The organism is Pandoraea commovens (genome assembly GCF_024704525.1).
Classification (GTDB): Bacteria; Pseudomonadota; Gammaproteobacteria; order Burkholderiales; family Burkholderiaceae; genus Pandoraea; species Pandoraea commovens.
Genome location: NZ_CP102780.1, coordinates 2589453 through 2612178, shown reverse-complemented (window position 1 = coordinate 2612178; position 22726 = coordinate 2589453). Strand labels below are relative to the sequence as shown.

Sequence of the window (22726 nt, the reverse complement as noted above, 5' to 3'; positions counted from 1 at the left end):
TATAAGAACCGTCAGACCCCAACGAAGCAGTAACGTCCGGCCGTCGGCAACTCTGGCGGCCGCCCGGCCCGGCCTCGCAGCACTTCGCAACGCGTTGCCGGGCCTGACTCGTTTATCCACACCCTGGAAGCCGCCATGCACGCACGTGCACACGCCCCTTCTCCGCTACGTCAGGCCCTCAAGGACCGCAAGGCCGAACTCGTCGAACGATTTGTCGCAAACGGCAAGATCGACGGGCTTCTGCATGGTTTATGCCACGCCGTCGATCAGGCCATGCGCGATGCGTGGGCCGAGTACCGGATGCCGGACGACTTCGCGCTCGTGGCGGTCGGCGGTTACGGACGCGGCGAGCTGTATCCGTATTCGGACGTGGATATTCTGTTGCTGCATTCGGGCACCGATGGCGAGGCGCTGACGTCGCACGTCGAGCCGTTCATCGGATTTCTCTGGGATATCGGGGTCGAGATCGGTTCATCGGTGCGCACCGTCGACGAGTGCATCTCGGAAGCACAGGCCGACATCACGGTGCAAACGAGCCTGCTGGAGGCGCGTCTGCTCACCGGCAATCAAGCGCTGTTTGACGAATTCCAAGCACGTTTCGCCGACGACCTCGATCCGCTCGCGTTCTTTCGCAGCAAGCAACTCGAGATCCGTCAGCGCCACGCGAAGTATCAGGACACGCCGTACAGCCTGGAGCCGAACTGCAAGGAAAGCCCGGGCGGCTTGCGCGACCTGCAAGTGATTCTGTGGATGACGAAGGCAGCTGGGCTCGGCAATAGCTGGGCTGAGCTGTCCACGCGCGATCTGCTGACGGATCGCGAACTCAAGGAGCTGCGCCGAAACGAGCAATTCCTGAAGGGTTTGCGAGCGCGACTCCATTTGCTGGCACGCCGTCGGCAGGACGTGCTGGTATTCGACCTTCAGACGGCCCTTGCGCAAAGTCTCGGCTTCGACGCCACAACGACGAAGCGCGCCAGTGAGCAACTCATGCGGCGCTATTACTGGGCTGCAAAGGCGGTCTCGCAGCTCAATACAGTGCTGCTGCTGAACGTTGAAGCCCGGCTGTTCCCGCAGACTAGCGGCGTCACTCGCGTGATCAACGAGCGCTTCGTCGAGAAGCAAGGGATGATCGAGATCGTCGACGACGAACTGTACACACGCCATCCGAATGCGATTCTCGAAACGTTCCTGCTTTACGAGCAGGTCGTCGGGGTAAAAGGATTGTCCGCCCGAACCCTGCGGGCGCTCTACAACGCGCGCGAACTCATGAACGGACAGTGGCGTGCGGACCCTGAGAACCGTCGTACTTTCCTCGATATTTTGCAGCAACCGCAGGGCATCACGCATGCATTGCGGCTGATGAACCAGACCAGTGTGCTGGGCCGGTACCTGATCAACTTCCGTCGCGTGGTCGGGCAGATGCAGCACGACCTGTATCACGTGTACACCGTCGATCAGCACATTCTGATGGTCGTGCGTAATATTCGCCGTTTCGCGGTCGCGGAGCACACGCACGAGTATCCGTTCTGCAGTCAGTTGATCGCGAACTTCGACCGTCCGTGGGTGCTGACGATCGCCGCCCTCTTCCACGATATTGCGAAAGGCCGCGGCGGTGACCACTCGACGCTCGGCATGGTCGACGCGCGCACCTTCTGCACACGTCACGGCATCTCGAAGGAAGACACCGATCTGATCGTCTGGCTGGTCGGCGAACATCTGACGATGAGCACCGTGGCGCAGAAGCAGGACACCACCGATCCCGAAGTCATCCGACGTTTTGCGGAAAAAGTGGAAAACGAGCGTCGCCTGACCGCGCTTTACCTACTCACCGTGGCAGACATTCGCGGCACCAGCCCGAAAGTCTGGAACGCATGGAAAGGCAAGCTGCTCGAAGACCTTTATCGTCTGACGTTGCAGGTGCTGGGCGGCGCCAATCCGGACCCGCACGCACAGCTGAAGACGCGCAAGGAAGAAGCGCTCGGATTGCTGCGCCTGTACACGGTGCCGGAGCGCGCACAGGAAGCGCTCTGGAACACGTTGGACGTCGCGTATTTTCTGCGCAACGACCCGGCGGACGTGGCGTGGCAAACGCGCCATCTGTGGCGACATGTCGACAGTGCATCGCCCATCGTCAAGGCGCGTCCGTCGCCCATCGGCGAAGGGTTGCAGGTGTTGGTCTATGTGCGCGATCAGGTCGATCTGTTCGCGCGTATTTGTGGCTACTTCGAGCGCAAGGGACTGTCGATTCTTGACGCAAAAGTGCACACCACCAGCCAGGGCTTCGCGCTCGACAGCTTCCTGCTGACCGACCCGGGCCTCGACACCAGTTATCGCGACATCATCAATCTGGTGGAAAGCGAGCTGGTGTCGTTGCTCACACGGGAAGAGCCTCTGGCAGAACCGAGCAAGGGGCGTCTGCCGCGCCGCTCGCGCAGCTTTCCGGTCACGCCTCGTGTCGATCTTCGGCCCGACGAACGTGGCCAGTACTACTTGCTATCGGTGTCGGCCAACGACCGCACCGGTTTGCTTTATGCGGTCGCTCGCGTGCTTGCGCGTCACGGCGTCAGCGTGCGAACCGCCCGCATCAATACCCTCGGCGAACGTGTCGAAGACACGTTCCTCCTCGACGGCAGCCGTTTGCAGGATAGTCGCCTGCAAATTGCCGTCGAGACCGAATTACTCGAAGCATTGGAACCATGAGCGATACCCCGCGCGCCAAACTGAGCGCCAAACACCCCCGCACCCTCGACAAGACGCGCTCCCCGGTGCGCTCGGCTGGCGCATTGCGCCGTCCGACCAAGTCAGTGCCCGCGTCGATGCTCGACGCCAGCGGCGCGAAGAAGCCTGCCGGGAAACCGGCTCGTCCGCGTCCGGTGGACGATAACGCGACGCCCGGTGGCGCTCGTCGCCCGGCCGGCAGCGGCACGGCGCCGCGCAAGCCCGCAGGTGGCGGCGCGCCCTACGAAAAGCGTCCGATGGGTGAACGCCCGCCGGCACGCGGTCAGCGCGAGCGCGTCGCCGGTGCACGCCCTGCCCGTTTCGACGACGAATCCCGCGCACGTCGTGACTTCGATGATCGCGCACCCCGTCGCTTCGATGAGGACCGTCCGCGTCGCAACTCCGAAGGTGGCGCACGTGGCGACTTCGCCCGTCCGGTGAAGCGCGACTTCGACAATCGTGCACCGCGTCGCTTTGACGAAGACCGCCCGCGTCGCAACACCGAAGGTGGTGCACGTGGTGACTTCGCACGCCCAAAGCGCGACTTCGATGACCGCGCCCCGCGTCGCTTTGACGAAGACCGCCCGCGTCGCAACACCGAAGGTGGTGCACGTGGCGGCTTCAATGATCGCGCGCCTCGCCGCTTTGACGAAGACCGTCCGCGTCGCAATACCGAAGGTGGCGCACGTGGTGACTTCGCACGTCCGAAGCGTGACTTCGATGATCGCGCCCCGCGTCGCTTTGATGAAGACCGCCCGCGTCGCAACACCGAAGGTGGCGCACGTGGTGACTTCGCACGCCCAAAGCGCGACTTCGATGACCGCGCCCCGCGTCGCTTTGACGAAGACCGCCCGCGTCGCAACACCGAAGGTGGTGCACGTGGCGATTTCGCTCGTCCGGTGAAGCGTGACTTCGATAATCGTGCGCCGCGTCGCGTTGACGAAGACCGCCCGCGTCGCAATACCGAAGGTGGCGCACGTGGCGATTTCGCCCGTCCGGTGAAGCGCGACTTCGACAATCGTGCACCGCGTCGCGTTGACGAAGACCGCCCGCGTCGCAACACCGAAGGTGGCGCACGTGGCGACTTCGCCCGTCCTGCCAAGCGTGACTTCGATGATCGTGCACCGCGTCGCTTCGATGAGGACCGTCCGCGTCGCACTAACGAAGGGGCACCGCGTGGCCGCTTCTCACGCGACGATCGCGACAATCAGGCGAACCGCGCCGCACGCCCCTCGCGTGCACCGCGAGTTGAGCGCGACGACGATGACGACGATATCAAGATCCACCACGATGCCGCTGGCTCGCTGCGTTTGTCCAAGCGGATGTCGGAACTCGGTCTGTGCTCGCGTCGCGAAGCGGACGAATGGATCGCCAAGGGCTGGGTCCGTGTCGACGGCAAGGTAGTGAAGGAGCTGGGCACGAAGATTCTGCCCACGCAGGAAATCACCGTCGTGCAGGCCGCACAGAAGGAGCAGGCCAATCGTGTCACGATCCTGCTGCACAAGCCGGTGGGTTACGTGTCGGGTCAGGCGGAAGACGGCTACGATCCCGCTGTCGTGCTGGTGACCAGCGAGCATCACTGGGCAGAAGACGACGCCGGTGTGCGCTTCTCGCCGTCGCATTTGCGCAGCCTGGCACCTGCCGGACGCCTCGACATCGACTCGACGGGTCTGCTCGTCCTCACACAGGATGGCCGCATTGCCAAGCAGTTGATCGGCGAGGATTCGGACATCGAGAAAGAGTACCTCGTGCGCGTGTCGTACAACGAGCACTCGCAAAATGTGCAAGCGCACTTCCCGGCCGATCGCCTGGCGCTGCTGCGTCATGGACTTGAGCTTGACGACCAACCGCTCAAGCCCGCACAGGTCGACTGGCAGAACCCGGAGCAACTTCGCTTCGTGCTCAAGGAAGGCAAGAAGCGTCAGATTCGCCGCATGTGCGAACTGGTCGGTTTGCACGTGACGGGCCTCAAGCGAGTCCGCATGGGACAAATCACCCTGGGTAACCTGCCCGTGGGCGAATGGCGTTACCTGCGCGCTGGCGAAGGGTTCTGATTCGGCGACGCTTCACCCATCGCGGCCATGAAAAAGCCCGCCATCTCGGCGGGCTTTTTTTGTGTCGTCACCGGCAATCGCCGGGTGAAACGTCAATCGTAGATCAGCGACACATCAACCCCGGCGTCACACTCAGTCGTCGCTATTCGGATCGAGCCCCGGGAAGAGGATTTCGGTAAAACCGAACTTGCTGAAGTCGGTAATCCGCATCGGATAGAGCTTGCCGATCAGATGGTCGCACTCGTGCTGAACGACACGCGCATGAAATCCTTCCGCCACGCGATCGATGGCGTGACCATGCTGGTCGAATCCTTCATAGCGCAACATCGAATAGCGGTTGACCATACCGCGCAGCCCCGGCACCGACAGGCAGCCTTCCCAGCCCTCTTCCATGTCCTGCGTCAACGGCGTAATGACCGGGTTGATCAGCACGGTTTCAGGCACTTCCGGGGCATCCGGATAGCGCTCGTTATGCTCGAAGCCGAAGATCACCACCTGCAGATCTACGCCGATCTGCGGTGCGGCGAGCCCTGCGCCGTTCGCATGCTTCATGGTCTCGAACATGTCGGCAATAAGCTCGTCCAACTCGGGCGTGCCGAACTGTTCGACGGGTTTGGCGATACGCAGCAAGCGCGGATCGCCCATCTTCAGAATGTCGCGGATCATCGGTTCGGTCCTCACATCAAAGCGCAGCCAACATCGCGCGCATAGCGTCCTCGTCGAGCACGGGCACACCCAGTGCCTCGGCCTTTGCCAACTTGCTGCCCGCCTCTGCGCCCGCGACCACGTAGTCCGTTTTCGCAGACACCGAGCCAGCAACCTTTGCTCCTTGCGCTTCGAGCATCGCCTTCGCTTCGTCACGCGAGAGCGTCGGCAATGTTCCGGTCAACACAAAAGTCTTGCCTGCCAGCGGTAACGGTGCAACGGCCGCCGGTTCCGACTCCGGCCAGGTGACCCCGGCCGCCCGCAGTTGCTCGATCACTTCGACATTATGATCTTCGCAGAAGAAATTGTTGATCGACTCGGCCACAATCGGTCCGACGTCCGGAACGGCCAGCAGTTCCGTCAGATCGGAATCGCGTTTGCAGACGGCGATCAGGTTGTCGAGCTTGCCGAAGTGCCGCGCGAGATCCTTCGCCGTCGCTTCGCCGACGTGGCGAATGCCCAGTGCAAAGATAAAGCGCGCCAGCGTGGTATGACGCGCCGTCTCCAGCGCCGCGACGAGATTGGAGGCCGATTTGTCGGCCATCCGGTCGAGCGCGGCGAGCTTTGCCACACCCAGTTTGAACAGGTCGGCCGGGGTCCGAATGATCTGCTGATCGACCAGTTGTTCCACCAGCTTGTCGCCGAGCCCCTCGATATCGAGGGCGCGACGCTGCGCGAAGTGCAGCAGCGCCTGCTTGCGCTGTGCCGCGCAAATCAGCCCACCGGTGCATCGTGCGATCGCTTCGTCCGGGAGCTTCTCGATGGCGGAACCGCACACCGGGCACTCAGTGGGCATCACGAACGCGCGCGCGTCTTCCGGACGACGATCCAGCACCGATCCGACGACTTCGGGAATCACATCGCCCGCGCGACGCACAATCACCGTGTCGCCGATCATCACATCCTTGCGACGAATTTCGTCCTCGTTGTGCAGCGTGGCATTCGTCACCGTCGCGCCGCCGACGAACACCGGCGCGAGTCGCGCCACCGGCGTGATCGCCCCCGTACGCCCCACTTGCACTTCGATGTCGAGCAATGTCGTCAGCGCTTCCTGCGCCGGAAATTTGTGCGCCAATGCAAAGCGCGGGGCGCGCGAGACGAAGCCGAGACGATCCTGCTCGTCGCGACGGTTGACCTTGTAGACCACGCCGTCGATGTCGTAAGGCAACGAGGCACGCGCCTCACCGACTTCGCGGTAGAACTTCAGCAGCCCTTGAGCGCCCTGCACGACTTCCCGCTTGTCGTTGACCGGGATGCCCAGCGTCACATACCAGTCGAGCAAGGCCGAGTGCGTCTCGGGCATCGGCACGCCAACCAGTTCCCCCACGCCATAGGCGAAGAACGACAACGGCCGCTTGGCCGTAATCTTCGAATCGAGCTGACGCAGACTTCCGGCAGCCGCATTGCGCGGGTTGACGAAAACCTTCTCGCCAGCCGCCTCCTGCGCCTCATTAAGTTTGTCGAAGTCTGCACGGAACATCAGCACTTCGCCCCGCACCTCGAGCACTTCGGGCGGATTCTCGCTCTCGAGTTTGAGGGGGATTTTCTTGATGGTGCGGATGTTGGCGGTGACATCCTCGCCCGTCGTGCCGTCGCCGCGTGTCGCGGCTTGCACGAGCACGCCCTGCTCGTAGCGCAACGCGATGGCCAGACCGTCGAACTTGAGCTCGGCGGCATACTCGACCGGCGCGCCGAACAGGTCGCCAGATGACGCATGCCCCGCCCCGGCGGCACCCGCTGCATCGGGACGCAGACCGTCACTCACGCGTCGGTCGAACGCCTCCACGTCCTCATCGGCGAACCCGTTATTGAGCGAAAGCATCGGCACACGGTGCACCACCGGTGCGAATCCGTCGACCGGCTTACCTCCGACGCGCTGGGTGGGGGAATCGGCCCGTTGCAACTCGGGATGCGCGCTTTCCAGCGAGACGAGTTCGCCGAAGAGGCGGTCGTACTCGGCATCGGGAATAAGCGGCGCGTCGTCTTCGTAATACGCGCGGTTGTGGCGGGCTAGCTCGTTGCGCAACTCGGCGGCACGTTGTGCGGCGGCCGTAGCATCGACTGGCGTAGGGGCGTTCGCGCCCTGACCCGGAACGGAAGTTTGGGACATGCGTGCAAGACTCGGTATACGAGAAGTCAGAACATTATGCCTTCGACGTACGCCAATGCGCGTCGTCGATAGGTGCAATCAATCGGAACAAAAACGCCGCTCACCCGACGGTGAACGGCGTGCATCGAATGCGACGGCAGGCTGCGTAAAGCTGACCCTGCCCGAACGCAGCAAATCGCCCCGAACTTACTGGCTGAACAGACGGCGCGTAACAGGCGAACCCGCCGGCAGACCGCGCGCTTCAAGGCGTTCGTACAACTTGAGCAACTGCTTGTCGACGTTTTGCAGCGCAGCATCCGAGAGCGGACGGCGCTGATCGTCCACCACGCGGCCACCGATGCGCTGTCCGATCGAGCGGGCGTAATCGCACATCAGACGGAACGGCAGGAGGTCTTCGTCGGCCACCGGTACGTCGAGCAACATGGTGATCAGGTCGCCGCCCTTGTACGTCAGGTCGTCGCGCAGGAAGTTGGTGTCGCCGAATTGCAGCATGAACACCGGGTTCTGACGCGAATCGAGTTTGACGAAACGCATGCCATCACGCGAGAGCAGCAATCCGTCCTGCGTAGCGACAGCCTGCACATAGTTGGCCGACCACGGCGCACCGTCCGACAGCACGTTGACCGACAACTGAGCGTCGCATTGCGCGGCAAAGCTGTCGAGTTCACGGCCACGGGCGACCGTTTCCATCATATCGGGCAATTCAGGCAAGGCATCGACGGCATCCGCCAGCGTCTGCACGAGATTCGAGAACTCGGAGAACTCGACTTCGTTGAGAGCGCCCGCGCGATTGGCCAGTTGCACGGCCATGCGCAGTTGGTGATATCGGCCGCCCGTGCGAATCGGCTCCCATGCGGAAGCCTCATCGACACGGCCTTCCACGTTCACGGGCTTGCTGCCCGCGCGACGCATGCGCACCGTCAGCGGCATCAGTCGTTCGGCAGCCACCATGTTCGCCAGCGGCAACTCGACGATGCAGTCGATGCGTTCGTCGATGATCGGCGGCGGACCGCTCGGTACCGCCGGACGCGCGGCTGCAACCGGTGCTTCAGGCGCGGCCGGTGCAGGCACCGCCACGTCGGTGGATGTCGGGGCCGCATCGGCTTGCAATGCTTGCGCTTCGGCATCGGGCGCCGCTGCGGCGTTAGCGGCAGCGCCCGCCGTGGCAGCGTCTACCGTGTCGTCGGCAGCCAGTTCGGCGTCGACGCGTGCGACTGCACTAGCCGCCGCCGCGTCCTGCGCATCGCGGCGTTGCGCCTCATCGGTGTCATGCGACTGGACCGGCGCCGGGTCGGCAACCACGTCCGACTCGCCACCTTCCGCAGCCCGCGCCGCTGCTTCCTGTGCGGCACGCTTGCGCGCTGCCGGCGGGGCGTCCCAGGCATCTTCGTTAATGGCAAAGGCATCTTGCACCGACGTGCCGGCCGTGGCCGGTCCTAGCGTCGGCTCGCGACGCTCACCCGACTGTGCGGGCACGCGCGGCGGCGACAGCGTCGGTTCGATGAACGGGCGGTCGTCGTCGGCATCGGGCGTGCCGGCGGTCACGTCGATACCCGCACCGTCGACCGGCATGCGACGCGGTATGCGCGCGCGTGCCTTGCTGCCTTGCCAGGCGTTATAGGCCACCACTCCCAGCAGTACCACTACCCCTGCGGCAATCAAGCTCAGCTGCAGTTCATTCATGCGCGGCGTTCCTCTCTCTTCTCCATCGTAGGCGCGGGGTCAGGCGATCTCGGCCAGATTGATCGCAGACTCCATGTCCACCGCCACGATCCGCGACACCCCTTGTTCCTGCATGGTGACGCCGATGAGCTGATTGGCCATTTCCATCGCGATTTTGTTATGCGAAATAAATACGAATTGGGTACGGTCCGACATGCGCGCCACCATCTTGGCGTAGCGCTCGGTGTTGGCGTCGTCGAGCGGCGCGTCCACCTCGTCAAGCAAACAGAACGGCGCAGGATTGAGCTGGAACATCCCGAACACCAGCGCAATGGCCGTGAGCGCCTTCTCTCCCCCTGACAGCAGATGGATCGTGGAGTTCTTCTTGCCCGGCGGTTGCGCCATGACCTGCACACCGGCATCGAGAATTTCGTCACCGGTCATGATGAGTTTCGCCTGGCCGCCGCCGAACAGCATCGGGAACAGTTCGCCGAAATGCTTGTTCACTTCGTCGAACGTGCCTTGCAGCAGCACGCGCGTCTCTTCGTCGATCTTGCGGATGGCACCTTCGAGGGTCTCGATGGCGTCGTTCAGGTCCGCCGATTGCGCATCGAGGAAGACCTTGCGCTCGCGCGCCGTCTCCAATTCTTCGAGCGCGGCCATGTTGACCGGTCCGAGCGCGTTGATCGCGTTGTTGATACGCGTGACTTCGCCTTGTAGATACGACGGCTTCATGTCCGCCGTGAGCTTCGCGGAGAGCACCTCTTCGTCCACTTCGGCCGTCGTCAGTTGCTCGACGAACTGCTCGCGATTCAGGCGCGCCGCCTGCTCCTTCAACTGCAATTCCGTAATGCGATCGCGCAGGGGCTGCAAACCGCGCTCTGCGGCCAGCCGCTCTTCGTCGCTTTGACGCAGCTTTTGCGTCAGTGCGTCGAGTTCGATGCGGGCGGCGCCCAGAATCTCTTCCTTCTCGGCACGCAGTTCGAGTGCGTCCTGCAAACCGTTTTCGGCCGTCTGCTCGGTGATCAGCGCGAGTTCTGCCTGCGCCTGCTCAATCGAGACAACGAGGCGCTCAGCCTGTTCGAGCGCCGTCTGAATGCTGCGGCGATGCTCGTCGATCTTGCTGGAGATGCCCTTCTGACCATACGACGCTTCCTGCGCCAGACGTTCCAGTTCACGGGCGCGATTACGCGCATCGGACAACTGACTGTCGAGCGATTCGAATTCGAGCTGACCGTCTTCGAACGTGGCCTGCAACTCGGCCAGACGCGCGTCGCTTTGCTCGAAGTTCGCCTCCGATTCAGCGCGCATCGCCAGTTGCTCTTCGATCTGTGCGGCGATTTCACGCAGTTCTTCATCGATCTGCGTACTGCGGGCGTTGTAGCGCTCGTAAGCCTGCGTGAGCTTGAGCACGTCCATCTGCAAGGCGTGCACGCGTTGCGTGGCGCGCTCGGCGCGTCCGCGCACTTCGCTCAGCGACTGCGCTGCCTGGCTGTAAGCCGCCTCGGCACGCACGGCAGCCGACTTGGCTTCGTCGGAAAGCAATGCCTGCGCACGCAGTTGCTTGCCCAGGTTCTCGATTTCTTGCTGACGGGCGAGCAAACCGGCCTGCTCGGAGTCAGCCGCATAAAGCTGGACGCCGACGCGCGTGACCTGATGGCCTGCCTTGACGACAATCGACGCCCCCTCCGGCAACTGCGCGCGGGCCACCATCGCCTGCGCGAGATCGTCGGCAACGAAGACGTGGCCGAGCCATTCTTGGAGCACGGCGCGCAGGCCCGGATCGTCAATGCGCAGCAACGACAACAGCGGACGCAGCGACGCCGGGGCTTCCACCGGACGCGCGGCCGGCGGCGGCGAATAGAACGCCAGCTTGGCCGGCGGCGCATCGCTCGCAAAGGCCTTCACCCAATCGAGATTGCTGATTTCGAGCGCAGCGAGACGTTCGCGCAGCACCGATTCGAGCGCCGGCTCCCAGCCCGGCTCGATATGCAGCTTCTTCCACAGACGCGGCAATTGCGCCAGCTCGTGCTTGTCGAGCCACGGCTGCACCTTGCCTTCCGTCTGAACACTTTCCTGGAGTTGCTTGAGGGCCGTCAGACGTGCCTCAAGCTGGGCGATCGTCGCCGCTTCCGACTGCACGCGCGCCTGCGCTTCGGCACGCTCGGCTTCGAGTCGCGGCAGACGTTCTTCGGCGTCCGCCAGTTCGGCCTGCGCATCTTCGAGCATCGCCTGATGTTCGGCGAGGTCGCCGCGCTGCAGCTCAAGCTCGGCTTCGTCGGGCTTATCGAGCCCGCGCGCCTCACCCTGCAAACGCTCCTGACGCTGCTGCAACTGCTGCAGCGCCTGATCGGCATTGCGCTGATGCGCCGCTTCCAGTTTCAGATTCTGCTCGACCTGCGCGATCTCGCTGCGTTGCTCGTTGAGCAGGTTCTGCGCATCGCGCCAGCCGGATTCGAGCGCGGGCAGCGCCTCGTTCTGATCGGCGGCCTGGTCCTGTGCAGTCGCCGCGCGTTCCTCGGCGATGATGAGTTCTTCTTCGGCGAGCGCGAGTTCTTCTTCCGACTGCGCCGAACGGGCCTGCCACTGCTCGCGCTGCGAGGTCAGCGCCGCCAACTGCGCCTGCACGCGGTTGCGCGACTCGACCACGTAACGAATTTCGGCTTCCAGACGGCTGACTTCCGAGTTCGCCTCGTACATGGCGCTTTGCGCGGCCTGTACGGCGTCGGTGGCCGTGTAGTGCGCGGCGCGCAGCGTTTCGAGATCGGACTCGGAGCCGCGCAAACGCGACATCTGCGCTTCCAGATCGACCTGCGCCGACTCGATGGCACGCTGCTGGCGTTCTTGCTCGTTCTGCGCTTCGTTCTTGCGAAGCAGCCAGAGCAACTGCTGCTTTTCTTCGCCGTCGCGTTGCAAGTCCTTGAATCGATTGGCGACGACCGCCTGCGATTCAAGCTTTTCGAGGTTGGTGCCGAGTTCGCGAAGAATGTCTTCCACGCGCGTCAGGTTTTCGCGCGTGTCCTGCAAACGGTTCTCGGTCTCGCGACGGCGTTCCTTGTACTTGGAGACGCCCGCGGCCTCTTCGAGAAACACGCGCAGCTCTTCCGGCTTCGCCTCGATGATTCGCGAAATCATCCCCTGGCCAATGATGGCGTAGGCGCGCGGCCCAAGGCCCGTGCCGAGGAAAATGTCCTGAATATCGCGGCGGCGTGCCGGCAGGTTATTGATGTAGTAACTGGAGGTGCCGTCGCGCGTGAGCACGCGCTTGACGGCGATTTCGGCGTACTGGCTCCACTGCCCGGCAGCGCGCCCGGCGCTGTTGTCGAACACCAGTTCGACGCTTGCGCGGCTCGCTTGCTTGCGGGCGGTCGATCCGTTGAAAATCACGTCCTGCATCGATTCGCCGCGCAGCTCGGAAGCGCGCGACTCGCCGAGCACCCAGCGCACGGCATCGATGATGTTGGATTTGCCGCACCCGTTCGGGCCGACGATCCCGACCAGCTGGCCGGGCACCGCGAAGTTCGTCGGGTCGACGAAAGATTTGAAGCCAGCGAGTTTGATGGAAGTCAGACGCACGGCAGGTTCGCTTTATCGGTCATTGAATGATAGGAAAGACGCAGACGCGCTAGCTGGTCCTGTCGGGCCTGCGCACGCTGGCGTGCACGGGCCACTTTTCTTGCTGCTGTCTTGCCGCATTTTTGCCGCTTTAGGCGTGCTTACGACGTTACAACGACGGTACGCATCATACCATCGCATCCCCCGCCGTCGCGGATTTACAACGTCGTGAATCGGGCAATATTCCGGACAGCACGCCCGCCGCCACAATGCACAGTCCACCGGCGATTTCCCGCACCCCCAGGCCTTCGCTGGCCAGCCACCAGGACGATATCGCCGCCACCACGATTTCGAAGAGCATGATGAGCGCCGCCTGATTGGCCGGCACCCGCGCCAGACCGAATTGCACGATGACGTTGGTCACGGCGATGGTGCAACCAAGCGCCAGCGCGACCGCAGCCGTCGCCGCACCGGACGTGAGCGCCGAGACCGCCGCCTGCCCTGCCTGTACCCCGCCGTCGAACGGCAAGACCAGCAAACCGCCCACGACGCAGCCCAAATAGAGCGTCCAGCTGCGCATTTCGGCAGGAACGTCGGGCAACGCCTGACTGACACGCCGCAACAGCACGTTATTGAGTGCAAATGCCGCCCCGGCGATAGCACCGGCCCATTCGCCCGGATTGTTCGGAACAGGCCAACCCAGCTCGGGCGACCAGAGCATCAGGCCCGCTCCGCCCAGTGCCAGCGCAATCAGTCCCACACCGCGCAGGCCGACCCGCTCGCCGAGCAACCAGTGGGCAAACAACGCCGTCCAGACCGGGGTGAGATAAAAGAGCAACAACACGCGCATGACGTGGCCGTGCGTGGTGCCCCACACGAAGGCGACGTTGGTCGTGCCTCCGGCGAATGCCACCCCGACAAGCAGCCACGACCAGCGCAGCGTGCCGAGCGAGCGTCGGTAGACGAGCGAGAGCAGCAGGATGGCCACGGTGGCCGTGCAGATCTGGGCGGGCACCGCTGCAACGCCCCACTGAGCCAGAACGCGGTACGGGAACCAGGCCAGCCCCCAGACGGACGATCCGATAAGAATGGCCAGGGCGGGCGCTGCCCGGGTGCCGAAGGAAGTGCTGGAGGCGCCGGATGCGGATTCCGGGCCGCCCGCGCCGTTACCGGCTACGGTCATACTCTTAACTCCTGAAAAACCTGAGATACTCCGCAGACTTGCCCCATTGGCGCCTCGGAATATGCTGAATTACGCGCTGGCCGCGCTTTGTGGGCGCCGTGACGGTATAATTTTCGCTTTGCCGATCTTGCCATTCTTGAACGCGTCCGGGAACCCCTTGGCGTGATGAAGCGGATAAGCGCCAGCCTATGCCCGGCCTGCGATCCGTCGAATCTGAGGTAGGAAAGGCAGGGTGGCGCGCAGCGCCCCGGTGCGTCCGCCGGTGCGCCACCTGTCTCGCCCAGCCGCCCTGTGCGTTCCCGGGTGGCCCGAATCCGCTCGACAACGCCTCGACTGGCGTTGCGAACCCTAGCCCTGAGTCTGTTTGAATCCAAGTGAACCCATTACTCGACAAGCTCCAGCCCTATCCCTTTGAACGCCTGAAGACACTGGTGGCGGATGTCACGCCCGCCAATACTTACAAGGCCATCAGCTTCGGCATCGGTGAGCCCAAGCATCCGACGCCGCAGTTCATCAAGGAAGCCCTGATCGAAGGGCTGGGCGGTCTCTCGAACTATCCGGCCACGGCCGGTGGCGAGCCGCTGCGGGCGGCCATCGCCCAGTGGCTGGAACGCCGTTACGCGCTGCCTAACGTGAACCCGGCCACCGAAGTGCTGCCGGTCACGGGCTCGCGCGAAGCGCTCTTCTCGTTCGCCCAGGCTGTTGTCGATGGCAGCAAGCCCGGCGCGCGCGTGCTGTGCCCGAATCCGTTCTATCAGATCTACGAAGGCGCGACGTTGCTCGCGGGCGCCACGCCCTATTACGCTGACAGCGATCCGGAACGCAACTTCGCCCCCAACTACGATGCCGTGCCGGCCGACGTCTGGCGCGACGTTCAGCTCGTCTACCTTTGCTCGCCGGGCAACCCGACCGGGGCCGTGTTGAGTCTGGCCGACTGGAAGCGTTTGTTCGAGTTGTCGGACGAATACGGCTTCGTGATCGCGTCCGACGAGTGCTACTCCGAGATTTACTTCGACGAAGAACGCGCGCCGCTGGGCGGTCTGGCTGCCGCCCATCAGTTGGGCCGTGGCTTCGAGCGTCTGGTGGTCTTCTCTAGCCTCTCGAAGCGCTCGAACGTACCGGGCATGCGCTCGGGCTTCGTGGCGGGCGACGCCGCCATCCTTAAGAAATTCCTGCTGTACCGCACCTACCACGGCTGCGCCATGAGCCCGGCCGTGCAGGCCGCGAGCATCGCCGCATGGAACGACGAGGCCCACGTGCGCCTGAACCGCAGCAAGTACCTGAAGAAATTCCAGACGGTCACGCCGATGCTCGCCGAAGTGCTCGACGTACGCCTGCCCGACGCCGGTTTCTATCTGTGGGCCAAGGTCGACACGAAAACCGGCCTGTCGGACACGGAATTCACGCGCCAGTTGCTGGCGCAATACAATGTGGCCGTCCTGCCCGGATCCTATCTGGGACGCGCGGCGCACGGCGCCAATCCGGCGGAGAACTATGTCCGTATCGCCCTCGTGGCCGATGTGGACGAATGCACCGAAGGCGCCCAGCGCATCGTGCAGTTCTGCCAATCCCTTTAATTCCAACTGCAACTGATTCTCGCCATGTCGCAACAACTGCAAACCATCATCGACCAAGCCTGGGAAAACCGTGCCGAGATTTCGGCCAAGGCCGCGCCCGCCGACGTGCGTGAAGCCGTCTCCCACGTCATCGCCGAACTGGACAAGGGCGCGCTGCGCGTCGCCCAGAAGCAAGACGGTCAATGGATCGTCAACCAGTGGATCAAGAAGGCCGTGCTGCTGTCGTTCCGCCTGGAGGACAACGCCGTAATGCCCGCCGGCGGCTTCAGCCAGTTCTACGACAAGGTGCCGAGCAAGTTCGCCGACTACACCGCAGAAGATTTCGCACGTGGCGGCTTCCGCGTCGTGCCGCCGGCCGTCGCTCGCCGTGGTTCGTTCATCGGCAAGAACGTCGTGCTGATGCCGTCGTACACCAACATCGGCGCATACGTCGACGAAGGCACGATGGTCGACACGTGGGCCACCGTCGGCTCGTGCGCCCAGATCGGCAAGAACGTCCACCTGTCGGGCGGTGTCGGCATCGGCGGCGTGCTCGAGCCGCTGCAAGCCAACCCGGTCATCATCGAAGACAACTGCTTCATCGGTGCCCGCTCGGAAGTCGTGGAAGGCGTGATCGTCGAAGAGAACTCGGTGATCTCGATGGGCGTGTATCTGGGTCAGTCGACCAAGATCTACGACCGCGAAACGGGTGAAGTCCATTACGGCCGCGTGCCGGCCGGTTCGGTCGTCGTGCCGGGCAACCTGCCCTCGAAGGACGGCAAGTACAGCCTGTATTGCGCCGTGATCGTGAAGAAGGTCGACGCACAAACGCGCGCCAAGACGGCCATCAACGACCTGCTGCGCGGCGAGTAATTCCGCGCAAGCGCCAAGGAGCCAAAGAGCCAGCGTCGCAGCAGGTGCTGCGACGCTGGCTTTGACCTTCGCGCGATGAAGTCCGCATCGACGTTGTTGTGCCTATTGTTTTGCAATCGCCATCTCAGGAGTACCGGCAATGACCGCTGTGCTGTACGGCATTCCCAACTGCGATACCGTGAAGAAGGCGCGCACGTGGCTCGACGAGCACGACGTGGCGTATGACTTCCACGACTTCAAGAAGGCGGGCGTGAACGACGCACTGCTGGGCACGTGGCTCGCACAAGTGCCGCTGTCCACGCTACTCAACCGCAAGGGCACGACGTGGCGCAAGCTCACGCCGGAGCAACAGGCGGCCGCCACCGACGAGTCCGTCGCCCGCACCCTGATGATCGAAAATCCCTCGCTCATCAAGCGCCCCGTGCTGGTGGCCGACGGCAAGGTTTCCGTGGGCTTCACGCCCGACAGTTACGCCTCACGATTCTGATTTCATGACTTCCTCCCAAGGCGCCACGCTGGCGCTTACCGAGCAACTGATCGCCCGTCATTCGGTGACGCCCGAAGACCGCGACTGCCAGGCTATTCTGGCGCGCCGCCTCTCGGCTATCGGCTTTGCCTGCGAAACCATCGCCTCGAACGGCGTGACCAACCTGTGGGCGGTCAAACGCGGCACGCGCGGCACCGACGGCAAGTTGCTCGTCTTTGCGGGCCACACCGACGTTGTGCCGACCGGCCCGGTCGAGCAGTGGCATTCCGATCCGTTTGCGCCCACGCATCGTGACGGCATGCTTTACGGTCGCGGCGCGGCCGATATGAAGACGTCGCTGGCCGCGTTCGTCGTCGCCTCGGAGGAATTCGTCGCGCAGCACCCCGATCACGCCGGCGCTATCGGCTTTCTGCTCACGAGCGACGAGGAAGGCCCCGCCACCGACGGCACGGTGAAAGTTGTCGAAGCCCTGACGGCACGTGGCGAGCGTCTGGATTACTGCGTGGTCGGTGAACCGACGTCCAGCCAGCGCCTCGGCGACATGGTGAAGAACGGCCGTCGCGGCTCGATGTCCGGCAAGCTCGTCGTCAAAGGCGTGCAAGGCCACATCGCTTACCCGCATCTCGCCAAGAACCCCACGCATTTGTTTGCCCCGGCGCTCGCCGAGTTGACGCAGACCGTGTGGGACAACGGCAACGAATACTTCCCGCCCACGACGTGGCAGATCTCGAACATTCACGCAGGCACCGGCGCGACCAACGTCATTCCGGGCGAACTGACGGTGATGTTCAACTTCCGCTTCTCGACCGCCAGCACGTCCGATGGCCTTCAGCAGCGCGTGCATGAGTTGCTTGACCGCCACGGCCTGACCTACACGCTCGACTGGTCGATCAGCGGTCAGCCGTTCCTCACGCCGCGTGGCGATCTGTCGGACGCGCTGTCGAGTGCCATCCGTGAAGAGACCGGCCTCGAGACGGAACTGTCGACCACGGGCGGCACGTCCGACGGTCGCTTCATTGCACGCATCTGCCCGCAAGTCATCGAATTCGGCCCGTGCAATGCCAGCATCCACAAGATCGACGAGCACATCGCGGTTGCCGACATCGAACCGCTGAAGAACGTCTATCGCGGCGTGTTGAAGCGTCTGGTGGCATAAGACAAGACACACGAGGCGAATCCATCATGACGACTCAGAAGACCCACCCATTCCAGACGTTGCGCGATCTGCTGCGCTACGCGGTCTCGCGCTTCACCGAGGCCGAGCTGGCCTTCGGACACGGCACCGCCACAGCGTACGACGAAGCGGCGTACCTGCTCCTGCACACGCTGCACCTACCCATCGACACGCTCGATCCGTTCCTCGACGCCCGCTTGCTGCCGGAAGAAATCGAGCGCGCGCTGTCGGTCATCAACCGTCGCGCGGGCGAGCGCGTTCCCGCGTCGTACATCACGAACGAAGCGTGGATGCACGGCCATCGGTTCTATGTGGACGAACGGGTCATCGTGCCGCGCTCGTTCATCGGTGAATTGCTGGAAGACGCATTGCAGCCGTGGGTCAATCACCCCGACGACGTCGCCGACATGCTCGAACTGTGCACCGGCTCCGGATGCCTGGCGATCCTCGCGGCCGAGACGTTCCCGGCCGCGCAGATCGACGCCGTCGATATTTCGCACGATGCGCTGGATGTAGCGAAGATCAACGTGGCCGACTATGGTCTCGACGACCGCGTCGCGCTGCATCTGGGCGACCTGTACGCCCCGCTGCCGGACGGCAAGCGCTACGAAGTCATCATCACCAACCCGCCTTACGTCAACGAAGGCTCGATGCAGGCGCTGCCAGCGGAGTATCGCCACGAGCCGCGCCTGGCGCTCGCCGGTGGCGACGATGGCATGGACATCGTGCGACGGATCATCGCAGGGGCACGTGAACGCCTGACGGACGATGGTGTGCTGGTCGTGGAAATCGGTAACGAGCGTCACTTTGTCGAAGCGGCGTTCCCTGATTTGCCGATCACTTGGCTGGCCACGAGCGCTGGCGATGACATGGTCTTCCTGGTGCAAGCGGCGGATCTGCCGTAACGTCCATAACACCCTTAACGCTACGGCTACGTTTTGCCTCACGGGCTCGCGTGCCCTGACGTCAATGCCGATATTGTCGTCAGCGCCGCGAGCCCTCGCCTAAGTTCACGCACCCCGGTTACACTCAGGGTCCCGAGTCTGCGCGACTCACGGCATGGAGGTATTTGAACCGTCATGGTGCTCAACTGGCTCGACGTCGGCTTTGCCGTCGCCTGTCTCCATGCACTGGGGATCGCCGCCGCGATCCATGCCGTTCTGACGGTGCGCACTTCGCAAGGTGCCGTCGCCTGGGCCGTCTCGCTCGTGACGATGCCCTATCTCACGCTCATCCCCTATCTCTTTCTCGGACGCTCGAAGTTCATCGGCTACGTAGAAGCACGCCGCGCGCGCAATGAAGTGCTGCAATCCCGAATGGGTGAGACGCAGTGGAGCGGCGAGCCGCCTGTCGCGATGGAAGCGCACCCGGAGTTTGCTGCGCTCACGGCCATGACGGGGATGTCGTTCGTGGCAGGCAATCGCGTCCGGTTGCTCGTCAACGGACGGGCCACGTTCGACGCCATCTTCGCCGCAATCGACCGCGCACGCGATTACGTCATTGTTCAGTTCTTCATCATCAAGGACGACGCGCTCGGGCGCGCCCTGTCCGCTCACCTGCTGGCGCGTGCCGCCACGGGCGTGAAGGTCTACCTCCTCTACGACAGCATCGGCAGCCACGACCTGCCGCGCAGCTATTGCCAAAAGCTGCGCGAGGGGGGCGTGCAGGTGCATGAGTTCGCAGCAAAGAAACGCGGCATCTTCGTCAATCGTTTTCAACTGAATTTCCGCAATCACCGCAAGATCGTGGTGATCGACGGCAACGAAGCTTTCATCGGGGGGCACAATGTCGGGGTGGAATACCTCGGCGAGAAGCCGCCGCTCGCGCCGTGGCGTGACACGCATATTTCCGTGCGCGGACCGGCGGTGGTGGGTATTCAGCGCGCCTTTGCCGAGGACTGGCACTGGTCTACGGGCATGGTGCCGGAGCTCAATCGTCAACCCGTTGCGTCCGGCGAAGACATGCACTGTCAGGTGGTGCCGAGCGGCCCGGCGGATCGTCTGGAAACGTCCTCGCTCTTCTTCGTGACGGCGATCAATGCCGCGCAAAAGCGTATTTGGCTCACCACGCCCTACTTCGTCCCTGACGAGGCCGTATTCGCCGCGCTGCGCCTTGCGGTACTGCGCGGTGTCGATGTGCGCTTACTGATTCCGGACCGGGCGGACCATTATGTGGTGTTCGAGGCGACGACTTCGTATGCCTACGAGGCAGCGCGCAGTGGCATCAACGTCTATCGCTATCACCACGGCTTTATCCATCAGAAGGTCGTGCTGATCGACGACAACGCGGCGGCGGTCGGCAGCGCCAACCTTGACAACCGATCGTTCCGCCTGAACTTCGAGCTCATGCTACTCACAGTGGACCGCGGTTTCGCCGACGACGTCGCCTTCATGCTCACGCATGACTTCGAGCACGCCGAGCTCCTGAACAAAGACGACTTCCGGAAGATTCCGAGATGGCGTCAGATCGTGATGCGCGTTGCAAGGTTGTTTGCGCCGATTCTCTAGGCGGCCGGAGGGCCCGCCCCCTTACCCCGCCGTCGAGGTCGAAGCCCGTTATAGCCGCCCCAGAGCGCAAAACTGCGGAAGGATCCACGCTAGCCATAGCACCCGACGCACGGCACTGTAAAATGTGCGCTTTCGCCGTGCGCGTGCGCTGGCCTCGTTCCATTACGTTTTTCGTCTGCCCCCAATTCCCCTTTCGCTGTGATCCGATTCGAACACCTCAGCCTCGCCCGCGGCACCAAGTCGCTCTTCGAAGACACCTCCGTCACGCTGAACCCCGGCGAGCGTGTCGGCCTCGTCGGCGCGAATGGCGCAGGCAAATCCACGCTCTTCGCGCTGTTGCGCGGCCAGTTGCACGCTGATAGCGGCGACGCCTTCGTGCCCAGCAGCTGGCGCGTCGCGCACGTCATGCAGGAGACGCCTGCCGTCGATCGCACAGCGCTCGATTACGTGCTCGATGGCGACACCCGGTTGAGAGAGATCGAAGCGAAGCTCGCCGCCGCCGAAGCCGCCCACGATGGGCACGCTCAAGGCGAAGCGCACGCAGCTTTTGCCGACGCCGACGGCTACACCGCCCCCGCACGCGGCGAGGCCTTGCTCCTCGGCCTCGGCTTCACGCTCGCGCAAACGCAGTTGCCGGTGGCCAGCTTCTCCGGCGGTTGGCGCATGCGCCTGAATCTGGCGCAGGCGCTGATGTGCCCGTCCGATCTGCTGCTGCTCGACGAACCGACCAACCACCTGGATCTGGACGCTATCGTCTGGCTCGAAGACTGGCTCAAGCGCTACGCAGGCACGCTGATCGTGATTTCCCACGATCGCGAATTTCTGGACGAGGTCTGTAACGTCACCCTGCATCTCGAGAACCAGCAGATCAAGCGCTACGGCGGCAACTACAGCCAATTCGAGATCACGCGCGGCCAGCAACTGGCGCTGCAACAGAACGCCTTCGATAAGCAGCAAAAGACGATTGCTCACCTCGAATCGTTCATCACGCGCTTCAAAGCTAAGGCGACCAAGGCACGTCAGGCGCAGAGTCGCATGAAGGCGCTCGAAAAGATGGAGCGCATCGCGCCCGCACACGTCGCGTCGCCGTTCACGTTCGAATTCCGGCCGGCCGACAGCGCCCCGAACCCGATGCTCGTGCTCGAAGGCGTTCGCTGCGGCTATCACCTCGATGATGGCGGCGAAAAGGTGATCCTGCCGTATGTGACGATGTCTGTGCAGAACGAGCAACGCATCGGCCTGCTCGGCGCGAACGGGCAAGGGAAATCGACACTCATCAAGACGCTTGCCGGTACGCTTGCAGCACTTGCCGGAGACGTGAAGACCGGCAAGGGATTACAGATCGGCTACTTCGCGCAACATCAGGTCGAAACCTTGCGTCACGACGATTCGCCGTTGCAGCACCTGCAGCGTCTCGCGCCTGACACGCGCGAGCAGGAATTGCGCGACTTCCTCGGCGGATTCAACTTCCGGGGCGATATGGCGACGTCATCCATCGCGCCCTTCTCCGGCGGCGAAAAGGCGCGTCTGGCGCTCGCGCTGATCATCTGGCAAAAGCCTAACCTTCTGCTGCTCGACGAACCGACCAACCACCTGGATCTGGAAACGCGCCACGCGCTGACGATGGCGCTCGCACAGTTCGACGGCACGTTGATTCTCGTCTCGCACGACCGGCACTTGCTGCGTGCGACGACCGATCAGTTCCTGCTCGTCGCCGGTGGAGAAGTGAAGCCGTTCGACGGCGATCTCGACGATTACCGCGACTGGCTGCTGCAACACGCGGCCGATCAGCGCGCCGCCGCACGCGAAGCCACCGGTGGCTCCGGCGATAACGCGAGTGGCGACGATAGCGTCAATCGCCGCGATCAGAAGCGCGCCGAGGCGCAGGAACGCCAGCGTCTGTCGCAACTGCGCAAGCCGCTCCAGCGCAAGATCGAAAAACTGGAAGCGTCGATGAGCCAACTTTCGGACGAGAAGGCCCGGCTCGATGCCATCCTCGCGGACAGTGCCACGTACGAAGAAGCGAAGAAATCGCTCCTGACGGACAGCCTCAAGCAGCAGGCCGACGTAACCGCCAGGCTCGCAGACGTGGAAGCCGAATGGCTCGAAGCGCAGGAAGCCATGGAGCAGATCGTCTAGTGG

The 22726-nt window shown here is 63.3% G+C and carries 14 protein-coding genes; 9 read left to right on the top strand and 5 right to left on the bottom strand.

Annotated features, from left to right (window positions below):
• Positions 1 to 135 precede the first annotated feature (135 nt).
• Together NTU39_RS12120 and NTU39_RS12115 are read left to right on the top strand one after the other, a co-directional pair.
• Entirely contained in the window at positions 136 to 2700 is a 2565-nt protein-coding gene (locus NTU39_RS12120; protein WP_257959899.1) for a [protein-PII] uridylyltransferase, read from the top strand.
• Complete coding sequence (locus tag NTU39_RS12115) at positions 2697 to 4772, top strand: pseudouridine synthase (RefSeq protein WP_257959898.1); 2076 nt, start codon at positions 2697 to 2699, stop codon at positions 4770 to 4772. Before NTU39_RS12120 ends, NTU39_RS12115 begins: the two co-directional genes overlap by 4 nt.
• 132 nt (positions 4773 to 4904) lie before the next feature.
• Here NTU39_RS12115 and def read toward each other — a convergent pair whose 3' ends face one another.
• The 5 genes from def to NTU39_RS12090 all read right to left on the bottom strand — a co-directional run bounded on the left by def (position 4905) and on the right by NTU39_RS12090 (position 13987).
• Positions 4905 to 5438, bottom strand: a complete 534-nt coding sequence (gene def / locus NTU39_RS12110) for a peptide deformylase (protein ID WP_039398748.1) — start codon at positions 5436 to 5438, stop codon at positions 4905 to 4907.
• A 16-nt stretch (positions 5439 to 5454) separates the two neighbouring features.
• On the bottom strand, positions 5455 to 7587 hold the full coding sequence (gene ligA, locus NTU39_RS12105; RefSeq protein WP_257959897.1) for an NAD-dependent DNA ligase LigA: 2133 nt from the start codon (positions 7585 to 7587) through the stop codon (positions 5455 to 5457).
• A 186-nt stretch (positions 7588 to 7773) separates the two neighbouring features.
• Positions 7774 to 9270: a cell division protein ZipA C-terminal FtsZ-binding domain-containing protein gene (locus NTU39_RS12100; RefSeq protein ID WP_257959896.1), complete on the bottom strand. Its 1497-nt coding sequence runs from the start codon at positions 9268 to 9270 to the stop codon at positions 7774 to 7776.
• Positions 9271 to 9309: 39 nt separating this feature from the next.
• A complete protein-coding gene (gene smc, locus NTU39_RS12095; RefSeq protein ID WP_257959895.1) occupies positions 9310 to 12825 on the bottom strand; it encodes a chromosome segregation protein SMC in 3516 nt (1171 codons plus the stop codon).
• A gap of 166 nt (positions 12826 to 12991) precedes the next feature.
• Positions 12992 to 13987, bottom strand: a complete 996-nt coding sequence (locus NTU39_RS12090; RefSeq protein ID WP_150666393.1) for a DMT family transporter — start codon at positions 13985 to 13987, stop codon at positions 12992 to 12994.
• Between the two features lie 374 nt (positions 13988 to 14361).
• Here NTU39_RS12090 and dapC point away from each other — a divergent pair, with 374 nt between their 5' ends.
• The 7 genes from dapC to NTU39_RS12055 all read left to right on the top strand — a co-directional run bounded on the left by dapC (position 14362) and on the right by NTU39_RS12055 (position 22723).
• Positions 14362 to 15564, top strand: a complete 1203-nt coding sequence (dapC, locus tag NTU39_RS12085) for a succinyldiaminopimelate transaminase (RefSeq protein WP_150666392.1) — start codon at positions 14362 to 14364, stop codon at positions 15562 to 15564.
• Between the two features lie 24 nt (positions 15565 to 15588).
• Entirely contained in the window at positions 15589 to 16416 is an 828-nt protein-coding gene (dapD, locus tag NTU39_RS12080; protein WP_150577870.1) for a 2,3,4,5-tetrahydropyridine-2,6-dicarboxylate N-succinyltransferase, read from the top strand.
• Positions 16417 to 16555: 139 nt separating this feature from the next.
• Positions 16556 to 16903 carry an ArsC family reductase gene (locus NTU39_RS12075; protein WP_150666391.1) on the top strand — a complete coding sequence of 116 codons (348 nt, stop codon included), beginning with the start codon at positions 16556 to 16558 and terminating at the stop codon, positions 16901 to 16903.
• A gap of 4 nt (positions 16904 to 16907) precedes the next feature.
• Positions 16908 to 18059 (top strand): succinyl-diaminopimelate desuccinylase, encoded by a 1152-nt coding sequence (gene dapE, locus NTU39_RS12070; RefSeq protein ID WP_150577868.1) that lies wholly within the window; start codon positions 16908 to 16910, stop codon positions 18057 to 18059.
• Between the two features lie 26 nt (positions 18060 to 18085).
• Positions 18086 to 18982, top strand: a complete 897-nt coding sequence (prmB, locus tag NTU39_RS12065; protein WP_257959894.1) for a 50S ribosomal protein L3 N(5)-glutamine methyltransferase — start codon at positions 18086 to 18088, stop codon at positions 18980 to 18982.
• Between the two features lie 174 nt (positions 18983 to 19156).
• On the top strand, positions 19157 to 20584 hold the full coding sequence (gene cls, locus NTU39_RS12060) for a cardiolipin synthase (RefSeq protein WP_150666389.1): 1428 nt from the start codon (positions 19157 to 19159) through the stop codon (positions 20582 to 20584).
• Positions 20585 to 20782: 198 nt separating this feature from the next.
• Complete coding sequence (locus NTU39_RS12055) at positions 20783 to 22723, top strand: ATP-binding cassette domain-containing protein (protein ID WP_257959893.1); 1941 nt, start codon at positions 20783 to 20785, stop codon at positions 22721 to 22723.
• Positions 22724 to 22726: the final 3 nt, after the last annotated feature.

Coding starts and splice junctions, on each gene's coding strand:
- NTU39_RS12120 (WP_257959899.1), top strand. CDS start 136: ATGCACGCACGTGCACACGCCCCTTCTCCGCTACGTCAGGCCCTCAAG.
- NTU39_RS12115 (WP_257959898.1), top strand. CDS start 2,697: ATGAGCGATACCCCGCGCGCCAAACTGAGCGCCAAACACCCCCGCACC.
- def (WP_039398748.1), bottom strand. CDS start 5,438: ATGATCCGCGACATTCTGAAGATGGGCGATCCGCGCTTGCTGCGTATC.
- ligA (WP_257959897.1), bottom strand. CDS start 7,587: ATGTCCCAAACTTCCGTTCCGGGTCAGGGCGCGAACGCCCCTACGCCA.
- NTU39_RS12100 (WP_257959896.1), bottom strand. CDS start 9,270: ATGAATGAACTGCAGCTGAGCTTGATTGCCGCAGGGGTAGTGGTACTG.
- NTU39_RS12090 (WP_150666393.1), bottom strand. CDS start 13,987: ATGACCGTAGCCGGTAACGGCGCGGGCGGCCCGGAATCCGCATCCGGC.
- dapD (WP_150577870.1), top strand. CDS start 15,589: ATGTCGCAACAACTGCAAACCATCATCGACCAAGCCTGGGAAAACCGT.
- NTU39_RS12075 (WP_150666391.1), top strand. CDS start 16,556: ATGACCGCTGTGCTGTACGGCATTCCCAACTGCGATACCGTGAAGAAG.
- dapE (WP_150577868.1), top strand. CDS start 16,908: ATGACTTCCTCCCAAGGCGCCACGCTGGCGCTTACCGAGCAACTGATC.
- prmB (WP_257959894.1), top strand. CDS start 18,086: ATGACGACTCAGAAGACCCACCCATTCCAGACGTTGCGCGATCTGCTG.
- cls (WP_150666389.1), top strand. CDS start 19,157: ATGGTGCTCAACTGGCTCGACGTCGGCTTTGCCGTCGCCTGTCTCCAT.